This window comes from Pseudomonas sp. BW7P1 (assembly GCF_024981055.1).
Lineage (GTDB): Bacteria > Pseudomonadota > Gammaproteobacteria > Pseudomonadales > Pseudomonadaceae > Aquipseudomonas > Aquipseudomonas bananamidigenes.
In genome coordinates this window covers 5,667,501-5,684,118 of record NZ_CP103374.1, presented here as the reverse complement: position 1 = coordinate 5,684,118, position 16,618 = coordinate 5,667,501, and the positions used below count along the sequence as shown (strand labels likewise).

Below are 16,618 nucleotides of genomic sequence, written 5' to 3'. Positions count from 1 at the left end.
TCTGATCAGAAGTCGAGGCTGACGCCAACATTGATCCCTTGCTGGGTAAAGTCGTCATCCTTGCGGACGTTGTAACTGGCACGAAGGGCGACTTCCCTGGTGAGGTTGTGGCTGACGCCCAGGTTCAGGCGGTTCAGGTTGGTCTGCGGTGTGTAGCCTTCCAGGGTGTAGCGATTGTTCGGCAGGCTGTTGAGGTTCATCGTCAGATCCTGAGCGTCGTCGTTGTATTCGCGCTCATGGGCGAATTCGCCGAAGACCTGGGTCTGTGCGCTGATCTGGTATTTACCCTGGATACCCAGGCCGAGACGACGGGAGTTGCGCGACTGGTCGTCGAAGGTCAGTGCCGTGGCATCTGCGCCTTTCTCCGAATAACCGTCCACTTCCACCTTGCCGAAGTCCGCGCTGACGAATGGCGACAGGTGCCACGGGCTGCTGGCCTCTGGCGCGATGTCGTAGCCGACGCGGCCGCCGATGGCCAGTACGTAGCCGTCGGTATCGCCTTTCTCGCCGCGTTCGTTGACCCCGAGCTGGAACTTGCGCTTCAGGCTGTCGTAGTCCAGATGCCCGGCGGTAACGGCCAGGTCACCCCACCAGCGGTTTTGCTGGTACTGGGCGAATGCGGTGCCCATGTAGGAATTGAGCTTGTACTCGGAGTCGTTGTCGCCGGCTTCGATTTTCTGGTGATAGAAACCCGCCGCGACACCGACACGCCAGGCGTCGTCGAGACGGTAGCTGCCACCGATATTCAGGTTGTAACCGTTGCCGTCGGCGCTGGCCCCGGCGTGCTGGTCGTCGAAGTCCTGATGCTGGCCGCCAGCGGATACAATCGCCCGCCATTGGCCGACGCCTTGCCAGTTTTCCCAGTCGGCCAGCCATTGATTGCGCAATTCGTCTTGATGTGCCCGCAGGGTGCCCTGGGCCATTTCCGGCAGCAGCGTCAGTTCCCACGGGGCGGCCAGCAACGAGTAGGCGTAGTCGGCGATCAAGCGTTGCCCGGCTTCGGTCGGGTGCACCGCGTCGTTGTAGATCAGCTTGGTCGGATCCGGCGTGGCGCTGTTGATCCCGTACCGGGCGTTTTCGGTGCAACCGCTGCCGCTGAAGCAGGTGGCGACCAGGTTCTGGTCGGTGGCCAGGCCGAACTGTGCCGGGTTGGCAAACGCTTCCTTGAGCAGCACCGGTACGTTCAGCGGGATCACGTTGGCGCCGACGGTCTGCAACTGACTCACCAGCTCGGTGTTGAACTGAGCACTGAGCTGTGAGGTGAAGGCTTGCAGCGGCGAGCCGTTTATAGCCGGGGTCAGGCCGATATCCGGCAACAGCCAGACCATGATGTAGCGGGCACCCGCGCCTTGCAGGGTGCGGACACTGTCGGCCAGTCGGTCGGCGGCGGCGTTGGCCTGAGACAGGCTGGTAACACGGCCCTGAAGGAAGTCGTTGCCGCCCCCGGTCAAGTAATACAGGGCATTCGGATCGGCGCGGAAACCGTTCGACGGCAGATAGCCGGCGCGGGTGCGCTCGTCGTTGGCGGATGTGCTGGTGATCGAATCGAGAATCTGGTCGGTGCGGTAACCGCCGACTGCCCAGTTATTGCCATCCGGCAAACCCTGGCCGGCACGTACCGCCGAGTCGGCGGAGGCGGTCTGGTCCGGTGTGAAGCCCAGGCGACCTCCGAGCAGCTGTGTGGCGTTCAGCGAGTAGAACTCGCCGCTGCCGTCCTGGTAGTTCGGACCGGTGCGGTTGGTGAACCGTTTGACCGAGCCGGCCGGACCGTCCGGATCGGAAAATGTCCCGGCGTCGCTGAGACTGTCGCCGAACACGATGAAATTCGAATAAGGGTTGGGTGCTGCATTCGCCTGGGCGCAGGCCAGTGCGAGCAGGCATCCGGCAAGCGGTACAAACAACGTCTGTTTGATCATGAGCAAGTCCGTTTATTTATTGTTGTATGGAACGAAACGACAGTACCAAAAACATCCGGCGTTTTGCCATCGGTCGTCAACCCTCCCATAGTTTTCCCCCTTCAGGTCCGGCCATATTGCACGCTCTGCCCAGCTAAGTTACTGTGCCGAGACGTATGAATGAGACCTTTCCCGTGTTGATCGTCAGCAAACTTCTGGATCAAGTCATCAAGGCCCACGCCCGCTGGCGTTGGCGCGCCTGAATCTTTTCTGCCGGCCTTGCCGGATCTGTATCGCTCTGCCTTCCTTGCCCGTTTGAAATGTCGCGTTGCCGTCGCCACTTGCGCGTCCGACACCGCGCAGCGTCCGGTCAAGTCATCTGAAGGCTGTTTCAAATTCAGAATTAAAGAGGTTCGAAACGCCATGTTGCTGATGATCGACAACTACGACTCCTTTACCTACAACGTTGTGCAATACCTCGGCGAGCTGGGTGCCGAGGTCAAGGTCGTGCGCAACGACGAGTTGACCATCGCCGAAATTGAAGCGCTCAACCCGGAGCGCATCGTGGTGTCCCCCGGTCCGTGCACGCCGACTGAAGCCGGCATTTCCATCGACGCCATCAAACACTTCGCCGGCAAACTGCCGATCCTCGGTGTGTGCCTCGGCCACCAGTCCATCGGCCAGGCCTTCGGTGGTGATGTGGTGCGTGCCCGGCAAGTGATGCACGGTAAGACTAGCCCGGTATTCCACGAGGACAAGGGTGTATTTGCCGGTCTGAATCGTCCGTTGACCGTCACCCGCTATCACTCCCTGATCGTCAAGCACGAGACTTTGCCCGATTGCCTGGAACTGACGGCCTGGACGCAGCACGATGACGGTTCGGTCGACGAAATCATGGGCCTGCGTCACAAGACCCTGAACATCGAGGGCGTACAGTTTCACCCGGAATCGATCCTCACCGAGCAGGGCCATGAACTGTTCGCCAACTTCCTCAAACAAACCGGCGGCACGCGCTAAGGACTCTCCATGAATATCAAGACAGCCCTGAGCCGTATCGTCGATCACCTCGACCTCAGCACCGAAGAAATGCGCGACGTGATGCGCGAAATCATGACCGGGCAATGCACCGACGCGCAGATTGGCGCGTTCATGATGGCCATGCGCATGAAGAGCGAGAGCATCGACGAAATCGTCGGTGCAGTGTCGGTGATGCGCGAGCTGGCGGACCAGGTCGAGCTCAAGACTCTCGACGGCGTGGTCGACGTAGTCGGCACCGGCGGTGACGGTGCGAACATCTTCAACGTGTCCACGGCCTCGGCGTTTGTCGTTGCCGCTGCCGGCTGCACCGTGGCCAAGCACGGCAATCGTGCAGTGTCGGGCAAGAGCGGCAGCGCCGATTTGCTGGAAGCCGCCGGCATTTACCTCAACCTGACGCCGGTTCAGGTGGCGCGTTGCATTGACAACGTCGGCATCGGTTTCATGTTTGCCCAGACCCATCACACAGCCATGAAGTACGCCGCCGGTCCGCGGCGTGATCTCGGCCTGCGCACCCTGTTCAACATGCTCGGCCCGCTTACGAATCCGGCCGGCGTCAAACATCAGGTCGTCGGTGTATTCACCCAGGCACTGTGCCGGCCATTGGCCGAAGTCTTGCAACGGCTGGGCAGCAAGCATGTGCTGGTGGTGCATTCGAAGGATGGTCTGGACGAATTCAGCCTCGCTGCGCCGACTTATGTGGCTGAGCTGAAGAACAACGAAATCACTGAATATTGGGTCGAGCCGGAAGATCTGGGCATGAAGAGCCAGAGTCTGCACGGCCTTTCGGTCGAAGGCCCGGAGGCTTCGCTGGCGCTGATCCGCGATGCACTGGGCAAGCGCAAGACCGAGAACGGTCAGAAGGCTGCCGAAATGATCGTGCTCAATGCCGGTGCGGCGCTTTACGCTGCCGATCTGGCGACCAGTCTGAAAGAAGGCGTGGCGCTGGCCCACGACGCTCTGCACACCGGCCTTGCTCGGGAAAAACTCGAGGAGCTGGGTGCCTTTACCGCGGTATTCAAAGTGGAGAATGAGGGATGAGTGTACCGACGGTTCTGGAAAACATTCTGGCCCGCAAGGTTCAGGAAGTCGCCGAGCGTAGCGCCCGTGTGAGCCTGAGCGAGCTGGAAAGTCTGGCCAAGACGGCCGATGCACCTCGCGGTTTTGCCCAGGCGTTGCTGGCGCAAGCGAAGAAAAAACAACCGGCGGTGATTGCCGAAATCAAGAAGGCTTCGCCGAGCAAAGGCGTGATCCGCGAGAATTTCGTTCCCGCCGACATCGCCAAAAGCTATGAGAAGGGCGGGGCGACCTGTCTGTCGGTGCTGACCGACATCGATTACTTCCAGGGTGCCGACGCGTACCTGCAACAGGCCCGCGCTGCATGCACGCTGCCGGTGATCCGCAAGGACTTCATGATCGATCCGTACCAGATCGTCGAAGCCCGTGCGCTGGGCGCTGATTGCGTGCTGTTGATCGTTTCCGCGCTGGATGACGTGAAAATGGCCGAGCTGGCTTCGGTGGCCAAAGGGGTCGGCCTCGATGTGCTGGTGGAAGTCCATGACGGCGATGAACTGGAGCGCGCGTTGAAAACCCTCGATACGCCACTGGTCGGGGTCAACAACCGCAACCTGCATACTTTCGACGTGAGCCTGGAAACCACCCTTGACCTGCTGCCACGCATTCCGCGCGATCGCCTGGTGGTCACCGAGAGCGGGATTCTCAACCGTGCCGATGTCGAGCTGATGGAAATCAGCGACGTTTATGCGTTCCTGGTCGGTGAAGCGTTCATGCGCGCCGAAAGCCCGGGCATTGAGCTGCAACGTCTGTTCTTCCCGGAGCGCGGTGTTCCGGTGAGCGGTTCGACCCTCGACTGATCGACTCTCGCAGGCGCCCGTATCCCTGTGGGAGCGGGCTTGCCCGCGAAGGCAGCATAAGATCACCTCAGGCTCAACGTCCTATGGAAACCTTATGATCCCCACTTCCCTGACCATCGAAGCCGGTCTGCAAGCCGAACAGGATCTGCTGGCCTCGGTCTGCGCCGGTAATGCCGAATTCGGTCTGCTGTTCTGGCAACCGAGCGATCGCGCGCTGGTCATGCCGCGACGTCTGAATCGCCTGCCCGGATTCGATCAAGCCTGTGAAATCTCCGCAGCTGCCGGCTGGCCGGTGTTGCTGCGTGAAACCGGTGGCGAGCCTGTCCCGCAATCGGCTTCGACGGTCAACATCGCTCTGGTCTATGCACCGCCTCGCAGCGAAGGCGATCTGAACCGCATCGAAACCGGTTACCGTCGTCTGTGTGATCCGATCTGTCAGTTGTTGGATGAATTGGGTGGCACTTCGTCGCTGGGTGAAATCGACGGCGCATTCTGCGACGGTCGTTTCAACGTCAACCTGGACGGCCGCAAGATGGTGGGTACCGCTCAGCGCTGGCGCCAGAGTCAGGGCGGTCAGCGCCCGGTAGGGTTGGTGCATGGTGCGATGCTGGTGGATGACGAGCGCGAGTCGATGGTCGCGGCGGTCAATCGTTTCAACGAGGCATGTGGTCTGGAGCAACGGGTGCGTGCCGCAAGCCACATCGCCCTGCATGAAAAATTTCCCGCGCCCGATGCCTTGACGCGTCTCGATGAGCTCTTTCGTTTGATGCTGGCGCAGATCTATACCAGCTGAGTTTCGTAACTCAGCGGGTGCCGAAGACCACCATGGTCTTGCCTTTCACGTCCACCAGGTTGCGTTCCTCAAGATCCTTGAGCACGCGACCGACCATTTCCCGTGAACAACCGACAATCCGGCCGATTTCCTGACGGGTCACCTTGATCTGCATGCCGTCGGGGTGGGTCATGGCGTCCGGTTGTTTGCACAGTTCCAGCAAACAGCGAGCGACACGACCGGTGACGTCGAAGAACGCCAGGTCGCCGACCTTGCGCGTGGTGTTGCGCAGGCGTTGTGCGATTTGTCCGCTGAGCACGTAAAGAATGTCTGGATCCTGCTGCGACAACTCACGGAATTTGGCGTAGCTGATTTCTGCGACTTCGCACTCGACCTTGGCCCGCACCCAGGCACTGCGCTCCTGTTCCTGGCCGGCCTGTTCGAACAGGCCCAGCTCACCGAAGAAATCTCCGGCATTCAGGTACGCGATGATCATCTCGCGGCCGTCGTCGTCCTCGATCAGGATCGTGACCGAGCCGCGGATGATGAAGTACAACGTGTCCGAGCGATCCCCGGCGCAGATGATGTTGCTCTTGGCCGCATGGCGCTTGCGCTGGCAATGCATCAGCAGCTTGTCGAGGTTCTTGATTTTGGGTGTGGGGGTAATACCAACCATGGTTGTATCCCGAAAAGACTGCACGGTTATATTTGGTTTTTATATGAGGCGCTGAGGCGATCGCTACAAATACTGACTGGGCGCCAGTGAATTGGCGCCAGCTTACCAGACACTTCGTCGATAATTCGAGAAATTACCTACGCTGACGCGGCATTGGTCCTAGGAACTGCCCTCGCAGTCAAGCCGGGTCCCTGTGCTAAGCTGGCGACCCTTTTTTCTACAGTGGAGTCTCGGCGATGAAGGCACGCATCCAATGGGCTGGCGAAGCCATGTTCCTTGGCGAATCCGGCAGCGGTCATGTCGTGGTCATGGACGGTCCGCCGGACGCCGGTGGTCGCAATCTGGGTGTCCGCCCGATGGAAATGCTCTTGCTGGGCGTTGGCGGTTGCAGCAATTTCGATGTGGTCAGCATCCTGAAGAAGGCCCGTCAGGCCGTTGAAAGCTGCGAAGCGTTTCTGGACGCCGAACGCGCGACCGAAGATCCGAAGGTGTTCACCAAGATCCATATGCACTTCGTGGTCAAGGGCCGTGGCCTGAAGGAAGCCCAGGTCAAACGTGCCATCGAGCTGTCGGCGGAGAAGTATTGCTCGGCCTCGATCATGCTCGGCGCGGCCGGCGTGGCGATCACCCACGACTACGAAATCGTCGAACTCGGCTGAGCCGACATTCAACTATCATAAAAGCAGTGCAGACTCTGGCGATCCCCCGCTGACGTCTGCATAATGCGCCACTTTTTTCAGGGCAGTGATCGGTCAGCCGACGGATCATCCGCCTGAACAGATAACCAAAATCGCCATCGCGAAGAGGTGTTAACCGTCCTACGCAGGTGCGTCGTTCGCACTTGACGGGCATGCTTGATCACGCGGCCGGGCCGCATACATAGAGAGTTTTTAACGGTGAAAAGCAAACTCAAGCTCCACGGGTTCAACAACCTGACAAAGACCTTGAGCTTCAACATCTATGACATCTGCTACGCGGAAACCCCGCAGGACCAGCAGGCTTACGTCGAGTACATCAATCAAGAGTACAACGCCGAACGCCTGACGCAGATTCTCACGGAAGTTGTCGAAATCATTGGTGCCAACATTCTGAACATTGCCAGTCAGAACTATGAGCCTCAGGGTGCCAGCGTCACGATTCTGATCTCGGAAGAACCGGTCACCCCGACCGAAAGCCAGATCGAAGAGTCCCCGGGTCCGCTGCCGGAAATCATCCTGGCCCACCTCGACAAGAGTCACATCACGGTGCATACCTACCCGGAAATCCATCCGGACGCCGGTATTGCGACGTTCCGTGTGGACATCGACGTGTCGACCTGTGGTGTCATTTCACCGCTCAAAGCGCTCAATTTCCTCATTCACCAGTTCGATTCGGACATCGTGACCGTGGATTACCGTGTGCGCGGCTTCACCCGTGACGTTGAGGGCAACAAGCACTTCATCGATCACGAGATCAACTCGATCCAGAACTACCTTTCCGAAGACACCCGCGACGCGTACCAGATGACCGACGTGAACGTGTACCAGGAAAACCTGTTCCACACCAAAATGCTGCTGAAGAACTTCGAACTGGATAACTACCTGTTCGGCGATGCCACCAGCAACCTGTCGTCCGAGCAACGTGCTCAGGTGACCGAGCGTGTGAAACACGAAATGCTGGAAATCTTCTACGCACGCAATATGCCGAGCTAAGAATTCCTGGCGCAAAAAAAGGCGACTGCTTTGCGGCAGTCGCCTTTTTTATGGGCGGTTTTCAGATTCGGTAGGTGCTTTTGGTCATCACTTTGGCCAAAAGACTCATGCCGAATTTCACCGGTGCAGGAAAGCGGAAACCACCAGCTTCCAGTGCGCTTTCTGCGTGATGTTCTTCATCGATGCGCATCTGTTCCAGAATTGCCCGGGATTTTTCGTCCTCGGCCGGCAATTGCTCCAGGTGCTCGTTCAAGTGCTTGCATACCTGATGTTCGGTGGCTGCGACGAAACCGAGGCTGACCTTGTCGCTGATCAACCCGGCGACTGCCCCGATCCCGAACGACATGCCATAGAACAGCGGATTAAGCACGCTGGTGTGACTGCCCAGCTGATGAATGCGTTGTTCGCACCAGACCAAGTGATCGATCTCTTCTTCGGCCGCGTGCTCCATGGCTTCCCGCACCTGGGGCAGCTTGGCGGTCAGGGCCTGGCCCTGATACAGCGCCTGGGCGCAGACCTCTCCGGTATGGTTGATGCGCATCAGGCCGGCGACATGACGGGTGTCTTCATCGCTCATCTGTGCATCGGGTTGCAGGATGGCTGGCGACGGACGGTACGGCTGGCCGCTGAAGGGCAGCAGGGTCCGCATCGCGGCATCGGCTTGCAGCAGAAGACGGTCGATTGGCGAGTAGTGACGTTGGGTAGTCATGCTGACCTCCGGGAAGAATCTCGGCGGCCAGTTTAACCGAATCGGCCGGGGAAGGTTTGCGCTGGGTCATGTGGGAGCAGGGCGCCCCCACAGATTTCGAGTCGATCAGCCCGGCGGCCAGTTCATCTGACGTTGACCGAGTACGTGCATATGAATGTGGTAGACCGTCTGCCCACCCTTTTCATTGCAGTTCATCACCACCCGGAAGCCTTCCTCGCAACCCAGTTCCAGTGCCAGACGCTGGGCGGTGAACAGGATATGTCCGGCCAGTGCCTTGTCGTCTTCGGTCAGGTCGTTGAGGGTACGCACCGGTTTTTTCGGGATGACCAGAAAATGCACAGGTGCCTGCGGGGCGATGTCGTGGAACGCCAGAACCTGGTCGTCCTCGTAGATGATCTTCGCCGGGATTTCCCGGTTGATGATCTTGGTGAACAGAGTATCCACAGCTGTTTTCTCCGTTGTGTGAGCTGGGCCGAGTGTACCCACGAGGGATCACCGCGCCCAGCCGTTTGCCTGTCCGCCCTTCAGCGTGGGCAGTAAGCTTTGTTGACCATGCCGACGATGGTGCGGTTGAGCCAGCGCGAACCCAGCCGCGGCAGGAAGGCGAACCAGCGGTTACGCCGGCCGGGAATGATGATCGCGCGGTTTTTTTCCAGGGCGCGCACGGTATACAGCGCGACTTCCTCGGGACTCATCAGCAGATTGCTGGCATTGAGTTTTTCGTTGTTCAGTTGTGCCGTGCGGAAGAACCCGGTGCGTGTGGGGCCCGGGCATAGTACCGAGACTTGCACCGCGCATTTTTTCAGTTCCACCCGCAGTGCTTCGGAAAAATGCAGAACGTAGGCTTTGCTGGCGTAGTAGGTGCTCATCCACGGGCCGGGATTGAACGCGGCTACCGACGCCACGTTGAGAATCTGCCCGCCACCCTGCAGGGCCATGCTGTTGCCGATTGCATGGCACAGGCGGGTGAGGGCGAGGATGTTCACCTCGATCAGATCCTGCTCGGTCATCCAGTCCTGGGCCAGGAACGGACCGCAAGTGCCGATACCGGCGCAGTTCACCAGGAGATCGATCTGCCGGTCGCCTTCTTCAAGTTCCAGCAGAAACCCGGAAAGACGCAGCGGCTCGCCCAGATCGCAGGCCCGGAACAACACCTCCACGCCAAAACGCTGAGTCAGTTCGATTGCAATGCTTTCCAGCTGGTCACGCTGTCGGGCCACCAGAATCAGGCTGCGGCCACGGCGGGCCAGAGCTTCGGCCATGGCCAGGCCGATGCCGCTGGAGGCGCCAGTGATCAGAGCGTAACGGGTCATGCAGTTCTCCATCGCAACAGCTCCCCGCCGTGGACGCAGGTGTCACGGCGGGGAGCGCTGTTCATTCTTTCGCAGAGTCTACAGGGGCGGGCGAGTCTTGCGCTGCATCCTCGGCTGAATTCGCAGGTTCGACCTCCACATCGACCTCATCGGCCGTCACCGAACCGCTTTCATAACTGCTTTCAAGACTGGTTTCGTACTCCTGCTGAATCGCGGAAATGCCGCCGAGCAGGCCACCGACGAAAAACAGGCCGATGAAGACGATCCACAGGGAGCACAGTACTTTGACGGCAGTACTGTTAGGTGGCGGTGGCGGACCATAGCGATTGGCGCCGTCATTGCCCGGCACGACCATGATGACCAGCGGAAAGAAACTGCCCACGAACGGAACCAGAGTCAGCAGCCATAACCAGCCGGACCAGCCGATGTCGTGCAGACGCTGAATGCTGAACAGGATGCCGATGATCGCGAAGGCCAGAAACAGGAAGAAAGCAAAGATACCGCCGATGATCAGCCCCGAGGTCGAATCGGTGCTTACCAGGCCCAGGCCGATCAACGCCAGTACGCCCACGATCGGCAGGGTCACCAGACTCAGCACCATCGACCATGCCAGGTAGCGAAGGCGGCCGATCCGGCCTTCTGCACTCAGCGGCTTGAGCGTGGCGAATTCCGCCTGTTGCTCACCGACATTGGCCCGGGGCGGGGCGTAGGGAGAGTCGGGTTCTGTCACGGGGGCGGAATGTTCCTGCACATCGGACAGATTCAGTTCGATGATGGTGTCCGGCTCGATCCGGGCGTCGATCCCCGTCTTGCCCAATGCTTGCAGATAAACCTGGGCCTCACTGTGCGACAGGTCGCGTTTGAGGGCAACGACGCTGCCGTTGAACAGGCGCTCGATGGCGCTCACGTCGCTCTTGAACAGGTCGGCCAGATTGAGTTTGGCGGTGGTGATATCGACACCGGGCTGCAGGGCACCGTCGAAAACGATCTTGTAGCGGGGGTCGCTCATGGCCGAGGCATCCTTGTCGCGAAGAAGTTGAGTTGATTCGTGTCGCAGTTGCCAAGTGTAAGGCCAGTCAGGCTGCAACTGGCCGGAATTTTCTCAGCGTGGCCAGCGATTCGGTAGCTGTGCCGCATGTTTCAGGGCTTGGCGATACTCTGCATCGAGGCGCTCCACCAGTTGGTCCACGCTTGGCAGATCGTCGATCTGGCCAACCCCTTGGCCGGCCGACCACACGGTTTTCCAGGCTTTGGCCTCATCGTTGATCGGCTTGAGTTTTTCGCCGAAGTTCACTTCACCCCTGCCTTGCAGTGCTGCCATGTCGAAACCGGCAGCCTCCAGGCTTTGACGCATGAAGCTGGCCGGAACGCCAGACACTGCAGGAGTATGAATGATGTCCGCTGCCTTGGCTGTCAGCAGCATTTCCTTGTAGGCGTCGGGCGCATGACTTTCGGTCGTACCGATGAATCGCGTACCAAAGTAGGCCAAATCCGCACCGAGCAGCTGTGCGGCGAGAATCTCATGGCCGTGGTTCAAACATCCTGCAAGCAGCAGCGTCTTGTCGAAGAACTGGCGAATCTCGGCAATCAATGAGAACGGACTCCAGGTGCCGGCATGTCCGCCGGCGCCGGCGGCAACGGCAATCAAGCCATCGACACCCGCTTCTGCGGCTTTTTCCGCATGGCGGCGAGTCGTCACGTCGTGAAAAACCAGGCCGCCATAGCTGTGCACCGCATCGACCACTTCCTTCACTGCGCCGAGGCTGGTGATGACTATGGGCACCTTGTGCTCGACGCAGATGTTCAGATCCGCTTCCAGACGCGGGTTGCTCTTGTGAACGATCAGGTTCACGGCATACGGCGCCGGGTTATCGAGTGTCGCCAGTCCGGCTTCGATCTGTTCCAGCCAGGCCTTGAATCCGCTGCTTTCGCGTTGATTGAGCGCCGGGAAACTGCCCACCACGCCGTTGCGGCAGCATGCGAGCACCAGTTCAGGATTGGAGATCAGAAACATCGGCGCGGCCACGACGGGCAGACGCAGGCGTTGTTCGAGCAGTGCGGGCAGCGACATCGAAAGTCCCCCGGAAAGTTATGCCTGTTGAAGTTAGAACGGCTTGACCACGACCAGAATTACGATAGCCAGCAATATCAGAACCGGCACTTCATTGAACCAGCGATAAAAGACATGGCTGCGGGTGTTCTCGCCACGGGCAAATCGTTTTACCTGCGCGCCGCACATGTGGTGATAACCGATCAGCAGCACCACCAGCGTCAGTTTGGCGTGGATCCAGGCACCGGAGCTGAAAATGCCCGGGTTCAGGTAAATCAGCCAGCCACCGAAGACCAGCGCAGCGACCATCGCCGGGCCCATGATGCCGCGATACAACTTGCGCTCCATGATGCTGAAGCGTTCCTTGCTGATCGTGTCTTCACTTTGGGCGTGATAAACGAACAGTCGCGGCAGGTAGAACAGTCCGGCGAACCAGCACACGATGCTGACGATATGAAGCGCTTTGATCCAGAGATAGAGCATTTTTGGTTATTCCCTCATTCACGGTAGGCCGGATAGTAGAGGCTTGAGCGTCCGCACGTCACCTTGGCGGTTGTCGCAGGGGCGCGCGGCCCCTATTATCGACGGCTTTCCAGTGGGTTCGTTGAGGGCAGGTTTATGGTCAAGGTCGGTATCGTCGGCGGCACGGGTTACACCGGTGTCGAATTGCTGCGTCTGTTGGCACAGCATCCGCAGGCAGAAGTGGTCGTGATCACTTCCCGATCCGAGGCCGGTCTGGCCGTGGCTGACATGTACCCGAACCTGCGCGGCCACTACGATGGTCTGGCATTCACGGTCCCGGACATCAAGACCCTGGGCGCTTGCGACGTGGTGTTCTTCGCTACTCCGCACGGCGTTGCTCATGCGTTGGCCGGTGAATTGCTGGCGGCGGGCACCAAGGTCATCGACCTGTCGGCGGACTTCCGTCTGCAGGACGCCGATGAATGGGCCAAATGGTACGGTCAGCCCCACGGAGCACCGGAGCTGCTGGACGAAGCGGTTTATGGCTTGCCGGAAGTCAATCGTGAGCAGATCAGGAAGGCGCGCTTGATCGCGGTACCGGGTTGCTATCCGACCGCGACGCAGCTGGGTTTCCTGCCGTTGCTCGAGGCGGGCATTGCCGATGCTTCGCACCTGATCGCGGACTGCAAGTCCGGTGTCAGCGGTGCCGGTCGTGGCGCTTCGGTAGGCTCGCTGTATTCCGAAACGTCGGAAAGCATGAAGGCTTACGCGGTGAAAGGTCACCGTCATCTGCCGGAAATCCGTCAAGGGCTGCGTCGTGCAGCGGGCAAGGATGTCGGCCTGACCTTCGTGCCACACCTGACGCCGATGATCCGTGGCATTCATTCCACGCTTTACGCGACCGTGGTGGATCGCTCGGTGGACTTGCAGGCACTGTTCGAGAAGCGTTATGCCAATGAACCGTTCGTCGATGTGATGCCTGCTGGCAGCCATCCTGAAACGCGCAGTGTGCGTGGTGCGAATGTCTGCCGTATCGCGGTTCATCGTCCGCAGGACGGTGATCTGGTGGTGGTGCTGTCGGTGATTGACAACCTGGTCAAGGGCGCTTCGGGCCAGGCCGTGCAGAACATGAACATTCTGTTCGGTCTGGAAGAGCGTCTGGGTCTGTCCCACGCGGGCATGTTGCCGTAACGCTGATACTGCTGACTGAAAAGGCCCGTCTGACGGGCCTTTTTGCATTTTCGGTCGCCGATGACCTTATTGATATACCGTAACAATAGTTGACCGATTTTCTAGGACAAGCGGATAATGCGCGTCATCACGCATTATGGCGGCGTAACGCCGGGAGAGAGTCAGCATGAGCGTCGAATCCTTCACCCCCACGGCTTTGCAATTCACCCAGGGTGCCGCGCACAAAGTGAAGAGCCTGGTCGATGAAGAGGGGAATGATCGCTTGAAGCTGCGCGTATTCGTTACGGGCGGCGGTTGTTCAGGGTTTCAGTACGGCTTCACCTTCGATGAAGATGTGGCTGAGGACGACACCATCGTCGAACGCGAAGGTGTGAGCCTGGTGGTCGATCCGATGAGCTTCCAGTATCTGGCAGGTGCCGAGGTGGACTATCAGGAAGGTCTGGAAGGCTCGCGTTTCGTGATCAAGAATCCGAATGCCACCACGACTTGTGGTTGCGGTTCTTCGTTCTCGATCTGATCTCGCTTCACCGTACACAACAAAACGCCGCAGAACCTCACGGTCTGCGGCGTTTTGTTTTTTGCGTTTTGTCCTAGTTGGGATAGATGGCGCCAAGCACGCGCAGCCCCTTGGCGCCAGTGACGCTGGGGCGATTGGCGCTTATGCCTTCGAGACAACAATGGGCGAGCCAGGCGAAGGCCATGGCTTCGACCCAGTCCGGATCTACACCGTGGGTCGCAGTGCTGGCGACCTTCGTGTTGGGCAGAAGGTCGGCAAGACGCTTCATCAGCGCAGCGTTGTGGGCGCCGCCGCCGCAGACCAGAAGCTCTTCAGTATTCGATTGGGCACTTTGCAGCGATTCGACGATGGTCAGAGCTGTCAGGTCGAGCAGTGTCGCCTGTACGTTTTCAGGGGCGAACTCCGGCAAGCGCGACAGTTGCCGTTCAAGCCAGGGCAGGTTGAACACTTCCCGGCCGGTGCTCTTCGGGCCTTTCGTTGAGAAGAACGGATCGCTCAGCAATGCGTTGAGGAGAACAGGCTCAACTCTGCCACTGGCTGCCCATTGACCGTTGCGATCATAGTTCTCGCCACGCTCTCGGTGAATCCACGCATCCATCAGAACATTCCCGGGGCCGCAGTCGAATCCGGCTACAGGTTTGTTCGGCTCGATCAGGCTGATATTGCTGAAACCTCCGACATTCAGAACGGCACGGTTGCCGGTACGCTCTTCGAACAACGCTTCATGGAAGGCAGGAACCAGAGGGGCGCCCTGGCCGCCGGCCGCCACGTCACGACTGCGGAAGTCGCTGACAACGGTAATCCCGGTCAGCTCGGTCAGCAGGGCAGGATTGCCGATCTGTACGGTGAAACCGCGTGCAGGCTCATGGCGAATGGTCTGGCCATGGCTGCCAATCGCGCGAATGGCTTGCGGTTCGAGTTGTTGCTGCTCGAGCAGGGCGTGGATACCTTCGGCCGCAAGCTTTACCCAGTTCTGCTGGGCGATCGCCGAGCGGGCGATTTCGTCGGGACCGCTGGCGCACAAGCCAAGCAGCTCGGCGCGCAGGGGTTCAGGCATGGGGATGTAATGTGTGGCGATCAGGTTGATTGCCGAGGTTTGCTCGATCAGGGCGATGTCCAGACCGTCGAGACTGGTTCCGGACATCACGCCGATATAAAGAGCCATGGCTTAGCGCTTGCTCGAGGCCAGCATGGTGGCCTTCTCTTGGTCCATGCGGGCCATCAGCGGTTGGCTCTGTGCCAGGAAGCGCGCACGCTCGGATTTGGCGATCGGATCGGCCATCGGTAGCTTCTGGCCCAATGGGTCGACGTGAACGCCGTTGACCTGGAACTCATAGTGCAGGTGCGGTCCGGTGGAGAGGCCGGTGGTGCCGATATAACCGATCACCTGGCCCTGCTTGACGGTACCGCCGGTTTTCACGCCTTTGGCGAAGCCTTGCATGTGGCCGTACAGCGTACGGTAGGTGTTGCCGTGCTGAATGATCACGGTGTTGCCGTAACCACCGCGACGACCGGCCAACAGTACTTTGCCGTCACCGGCAGCCTTGATTGGCGTACCGCGTGGAGCGGCGTAGTCGACACCTTTGTGGGCGCGGATCTTGTTGAGAATCGGGTGTTTGCGGCCCATGGAAAACTTGGAGCTGATACGGGCGAAGTCTACCGGGGTGCGGATGAACGCCTTGCGCATGCTGTTGCCATCAGCGGTGTAGTAGCTGCTGTTGCCTTGCTTATTGGTGTAGCGCACGGCGGTGTAGGTCTTGCCGCGGTTGGTGAAGCGGGCGGACAGGATCGGACCGTTGCCGACGGCTTTGCCATTCACCACTTTCTGTTCGTAGATCACATCGAACTCGTCACCCTGGCGGATATCCTGGGCGAAGTCGACGTCGTAGCCGAATACGCTGGCCATGTCCATGGTCAGGCTGTGGGAAAGTCCGGCACGGGCTGCCGACTGGGATAGTGAACTGTTGATCACACCGTGGACGTAAGCAGTGCGAACCGTTGGCTTGGCGGTCACTCGATTGAAGACATAACCCTTGTCGTTCTTGGTGAGCGTAATGGTTTCAACATCACTGACCTTGCTGTGAAGATTGGTCAGTTGGCCTTGCGGATTGAGCTCGAATTCGAGTTTCTGGCCGTGTTTGAGCTGACTGAATTGCTTGGCTTGTTTGTCGCTGGCCAGAACTTCGTGCACGGCAGCGGCGGGGAGGCCAACCTTCTCGAACAATGTCGAAAGGGTGTCGCCCTTGGAGACAATCACTTCCCTGTGGCCTGGAGCCTTCTTTTCAGGCGCGACCGGTGCAGGCGCTGGTGTGGCCTGGGCGGTTTCAGGTGCGTCTTCGGCGCTGTTTTCGATCTGTGCGAAGGGTGAGGCTACTGGTTCATTTGTGGCTTGAACCGCGTCAGCAGCGTCTTGATCTTGTGTCAGTTGTTCAG

General features: G+C 59.3%; 19 protein-coding genes (1 of these 19 running past the window's edge). 8 read left to right on the top strand and 11 right to left on the bottom strand.

Annotated features, from left to right (window positions below):
* Window positions 1-5 precede the first annotated feature (5 nt).
* Together estP and NWV16_RS25730 are read right to left on the bottom strand one after the other, a co-directional pair.
* On the bottom strand, window positions 6-1,916 hold the full coding sequence (gene estP, locus NWV16_RS25735) for an esterase EstP (RefSeq protein WP_260521223.1): 1,911 nt from the start codon (window positions 1,914-1,916) through the stop codon (window positions 6-8).
* Between the two features lie 101 nt (window positions 1,917-2,017).
* Complete coding sequence (locus NWV16_RS25730; RefSeq protein ID WP_260521222.1) at window positions 2,018-2,338, bottom strand: hypothetical protein; 321 nt, start codon at window positions 2,336-2,338, stop codon at window positions 2,018-2,020.
* Here NWV16_RS25730 and NWV16_RS25725 point away from each other — a divergent pair.
* The 4 genes from NWV16_RS25725 (at window position 2,319) to NWV16_RS25710 (ending at window position 5,597) form a co-directional block, all read left to right on the top strand.
* The gene (locus tag NWV16_RS25725; RefSeq protein WP_217829606.1) at window positions 2,319-2,912 is read left to right on the top strand and encodes an aminodeoxychorismate/anthranilate synthase component II; all 594 of its coding nucleotides are present in this window, start codon (window positions 2,319-2,321) and stop codon (window positions 2,910-2,912) included. The genes NWV16_RS25730 and NWV16_RS25725 overlap by 20 nt on opposite strands.
* 9 nt (window positions 2,913-2,921) lie before the next feature.
* Window positions 2,922-3,971, top strand: coding sequence for an anthranilate phosphoribosyltransferase (trpD, locus tag NWV16_RS25720; RefSeq protein WP_260521221.1), 1,050 nt, complete (start codon window positions 2,922-2,924; stop codon window positions 3,969-3,971).
* The gene (gene trpC / locus NWV16_RS25715; RefSeq protein ID WP_260521220.1) at window positions 3,968-4,804 is read left to right on the top strand and encodes an indole-3-glycerol phosphate synthase TrpC; all 837 of its coding nucleotides are present in this window, start codon (window positions 3,968-3,970) and stop codon (window positions 4,802-4,804) included. Before trpD ends, trpC begins: the two co-directional genes overlap by 4 nt.
* A gap of 94 nt (window positions 4,805-4,898) precedes the next feature.
* Window positions 4,899-5,597, top strand: coding sequence for a biotin/lipoate A/B protein ligase family protein (locus NWV16_RS25710; protein WP_260521219.1), 699 nt, complete (start codon window positions 4,899-4,901; stop codon window positions 5,595-5,597).
* Between the two features lie 10 nt (window positions 5,598-5,607).
* On the opposite strand, the gene crp is transcribed toward NWV16_RS25710, so the two are convergent.
* On the bottom strand, window positions 5,608-6,252 hold the full coding sequence (crp, locus tag NWV16_RS25705) for a cAMP-activated global transcriptional regulator CRP (protein ID WP_260521218.1): 645 nt from the start codon (window positions 6,250-6,252) through the stop codon (window positions 5,608-5,610).
* A gap of 236 nt (window positions 6,253-6,488) precedes the next feature.
* Between crp and NWV16_RS25700 the strand changes: the two genes are divergently transcribed.
* Both NWV16_RS25700 and speD read left to right on the top strand, forming a co-directional pair.
* On the top strand, window positions 6,489-6,911 hold the full coding sequence (locus tag NWV16_RS25700) for an OsmC family protein (protein ID WP_260521217.1): 423 nt from the start codon (window positions 6,489-6,491) through the stop codon (window positions 6,909-6,911).
* A 237-nt stretch (window positions 6,912-7,148) separates the two neighbouring features.
* A complete protein-coding gene (gene speD, locus NWV16_RS25695; RefSeq protein ID WP_007956315.1) occupies window positions 7,149-7,943 on the top strand; it encodes an adenosylmethionine decarboxylase in 795 nt (264 codons plus the stop codon).
* A gap of 61 nt (window positions 7,944-8,004) precedes the next feature.
* Here speD and coq7 read toward each other — a convergent pair whose 3' ends face one another.
* The 6 genes from coq7 to hemJ form a co-directional block, all read right to left on the bottom strand.
* Window positions 8,005-8,652, bottom strand: coding sequence for a 2-polyprenyl-3-methyl-6-methoxy-1,4-benzoquinone monooxygenase (coq7, locus tag NWV16_RS25690; protein ID WP_260521216.1), 648 nt, complete (start codon window positions 8,650-8,652; stop codon window positions 8,005-8,007).
* Window positions 8,653-8,757: 105 nt separating this feature from the next.
* Window positions 8,758-9,096, bottom strand: a complete 339-nt coding sequence (locus tag NWV16_RS25685; RefSeq protein ID WP_003228789.1) for a histidine triad nucleotide-binding protein — start codon at window positions 9,094-9,096, stop codon at window positions 8,758-8,760.
* An 80-nt stretch (window positions 9,097-9,176) separates the two neighbouring features.
* A complete protein-coding gene (locus NWV16_RS25680; protein WP_260521215.1) occupies window positions 9,177-9,965 on the bottom strand; it encodes an SDR family NAD(P)-dependent oxidoreductase in 789 nt (262 codons plus the stop codon).
* A gap of 61 nt (window positions 9,966-10,026) precedes the next feature.
* Window positions 10,027-10,974, bottom strand: coding sequence for a DUF805 domain-containing protein (locus NWV16_RS25675; protein ID WP_260521214.1), 948 nt, complete (start codon window positions 10,972-10,974; stop codon window positions 10,027-10,029).
* Window positions 10,975-11,067: 93 nt separating this feature from the next.
* Window positions 11,068-12,036, bottom strand: a complete 969-nt coding sequence (locus tag NWV16_RS25670) for an NAD(P)H-dependent flavin oxidoreductase (RefSeq protein WP_260521213.1) — start codon at window positions 12,034-12,036, stop codon at window positions 11,068-11,070.
* Between the two features lie 33 nt (window positions 12,037-12,069).
* Window positions 12,070-12,498: a protoporphyrinogen oxidase HemJ gene (hemJ, locus tag NWV16_RS25665; protein ID WP_260521212.1), complete on the bottom strand. Its 429-nt coding sequence runs from the start codon at window positions 12,496-12,498 to the stop codon at window positions 12,070-12,072.
* A 135-nt stretch (window positions 12,499-12,633) separates the two neighbouring features.
* Between hemJ and argC the strand changes: the two genes are divergently transcribed.
* Both argC and erpA read left to right on the top strand, forming a co-directional pair.
* The gene (argC, locus tag NWV16_RS25660; protein WP_260521211.1) at window positions 12,634-13,668 is read left to right on the top strand and encodes an N-acetyl-gamma-glutamyl-phosphate reductase; all 1,035 of its coding nucleotides are present in this window, start codon (window positions 12,634-12,636) and stop codon (window positions 13,666-13,668) included.
* A gap of 166 nt (window positions 13,669-13,834) precedes the next feature.
* The gene (erpA, locus tag NWV16_RS25655; protein ID WP_003228776.1) at window positions 13,835-14,185 is read left to right on the top strand and encodes an iron-sulfur cluster insertion protein ErpA; all 351 of its coding nucleotides are present in this window, start codon (window positions 13,835-13,837) and stop codon (window positions 14,183-14,185) included.
* A gap of 73 nt (window positions 14,186-14,258) precedes the next feature.
* Here the strand turns inward: erpA and NWV16_RS25650 are convergent, their stop codons facing one another.
* On the bottom strand, window positions 14,259-15,350 hold the full coding sequence (locus NWV16_RS25650; protein WP_260521210.1) for an anhydro-N-acetylmuramic acid kinase: 1,092 nt from the start codon (window positions 15,348-15,350) through the stop codon (window positions 14,259-14,261).
* A 3-nt stretch (window positions 15,351-15,353) separates the two neighbouring features.
* Window positions 15,354-16,618, bottom strand: partial view of a peptidoglycan DD-metalloendopeptidase family protein gene (locus tag NWV16_RS25645; RefSeq protein WP_260521209.1) — the 3' portion only. Its footprint extends 160 nt past the window's final position; only the last 1,265 of its 1,425 coding nucleotides appear in the window; its start codon lies beyond the right edge, outside the window — the gene reads right to left on this strand; the stop codon is at window positions 15,354-15,356.

Bases quoted from the DNA above. Each gene is read 5' to 3' on its own strand.
- estP (WP_260521223.1), bottom strand. From the start codon at position 1,916: ATGATCAAACAGACGTTGTTTGTACCGCTTGCCGGATGCCTGCTCGCA.
- NWV16_RS25725 (WP_217829606.1), top strand. From the start codon at position 2,319: ATGTTGCTGATGATCGACAACTACGACTCCTTTACCTACAACGTTGTG.
- trpD (WP_260521221.1), top strand. From the start codon at position 2,922: ATGAATATCAAGACAGCCCTGAGCCGTATCGTCGATCACCTCGACCTC.
- trpC (WP_260521220.1), top strand. From the start codon at position 3,968: ATGAGTGTACCGACGGTTCTGGAAAACATTCTGGCCCGCAAGGTTCAG.
- NWV16_RS25710 (WP_260521219.1), top strand. From the start codon at position 4,899: ATGATCCCCACTTCCCTGACCATCGAAGCCGGTCTGCAAGCCGAACAG.
- crp (WP_260521218.1), bottom strand. From the start codon at position 6,252: ATGGTTGGTATTACCCCCACACCCAAAATCAAGAACCTCGACAAGCTG.
- NWV16_RS25700 (WP_260521217.1), top strand. From the start codon at position 6,489: ATGAAGGCACGCATCCAATGGGCTGGCGAAGCCATGTTCCTTGGCGAA.
- coq7 (WP_260521216.1), bottom strand. From the start codon at position 8,652: ATGACTACCCAACGTCACTACTCGCCAATCGACCGTCTTCTGCTGCAA.
- NWV16_RS25680 (WP_260521215.1), bottom strand. From the start codon at position 9,965: ATGACCCGTTACGCTCTGATCACTGGCGCCTCCAGCGGCATCGGCCTG.
- NWV16_RS25675 (WP_260521214.1), bottom strand. From the start codon at position 10,974: ATGAGCGACCCCCGCTACAAGATCGTTTTCGACGGTGCCCTGCAGCCC.
- NWV16_RS25670 (WP_260521213.1), bottom strand. From the start codon at position 12,036: ATGTCGCTGCCCGCACTGCTCGAACAACGCCTGCGTCTGCCCGTCGTG.
- hemJ (WP_260521212.1), bottom strand. From the start codon at position 12,498: ATGCTCTATCTCTGGATCAAAGCGCTTCATATCGTCAGCATCGTGTGC.
- argC (WP_260521211.1), top strand. From the start codon at position 12,634: ATGGTCAAGGTCGGTATCGTCGGCGGCACGGGTTACACCGGTGTCGAA.
- erpA (WP_003228776.1), top strand. From the start codon at position 13,835: ATGAGCGTCGAATCCTTCACCCCCACGGCTTTGCAATTCACCCAGGGT.
- NWV16_RS25650 (WP_260521210.1), bottom strand. From the start codon at position 15,350: ATGGCTCTTTATATCGGCGTGATGTCCGGAACCAGTCTCGACGGTCTG.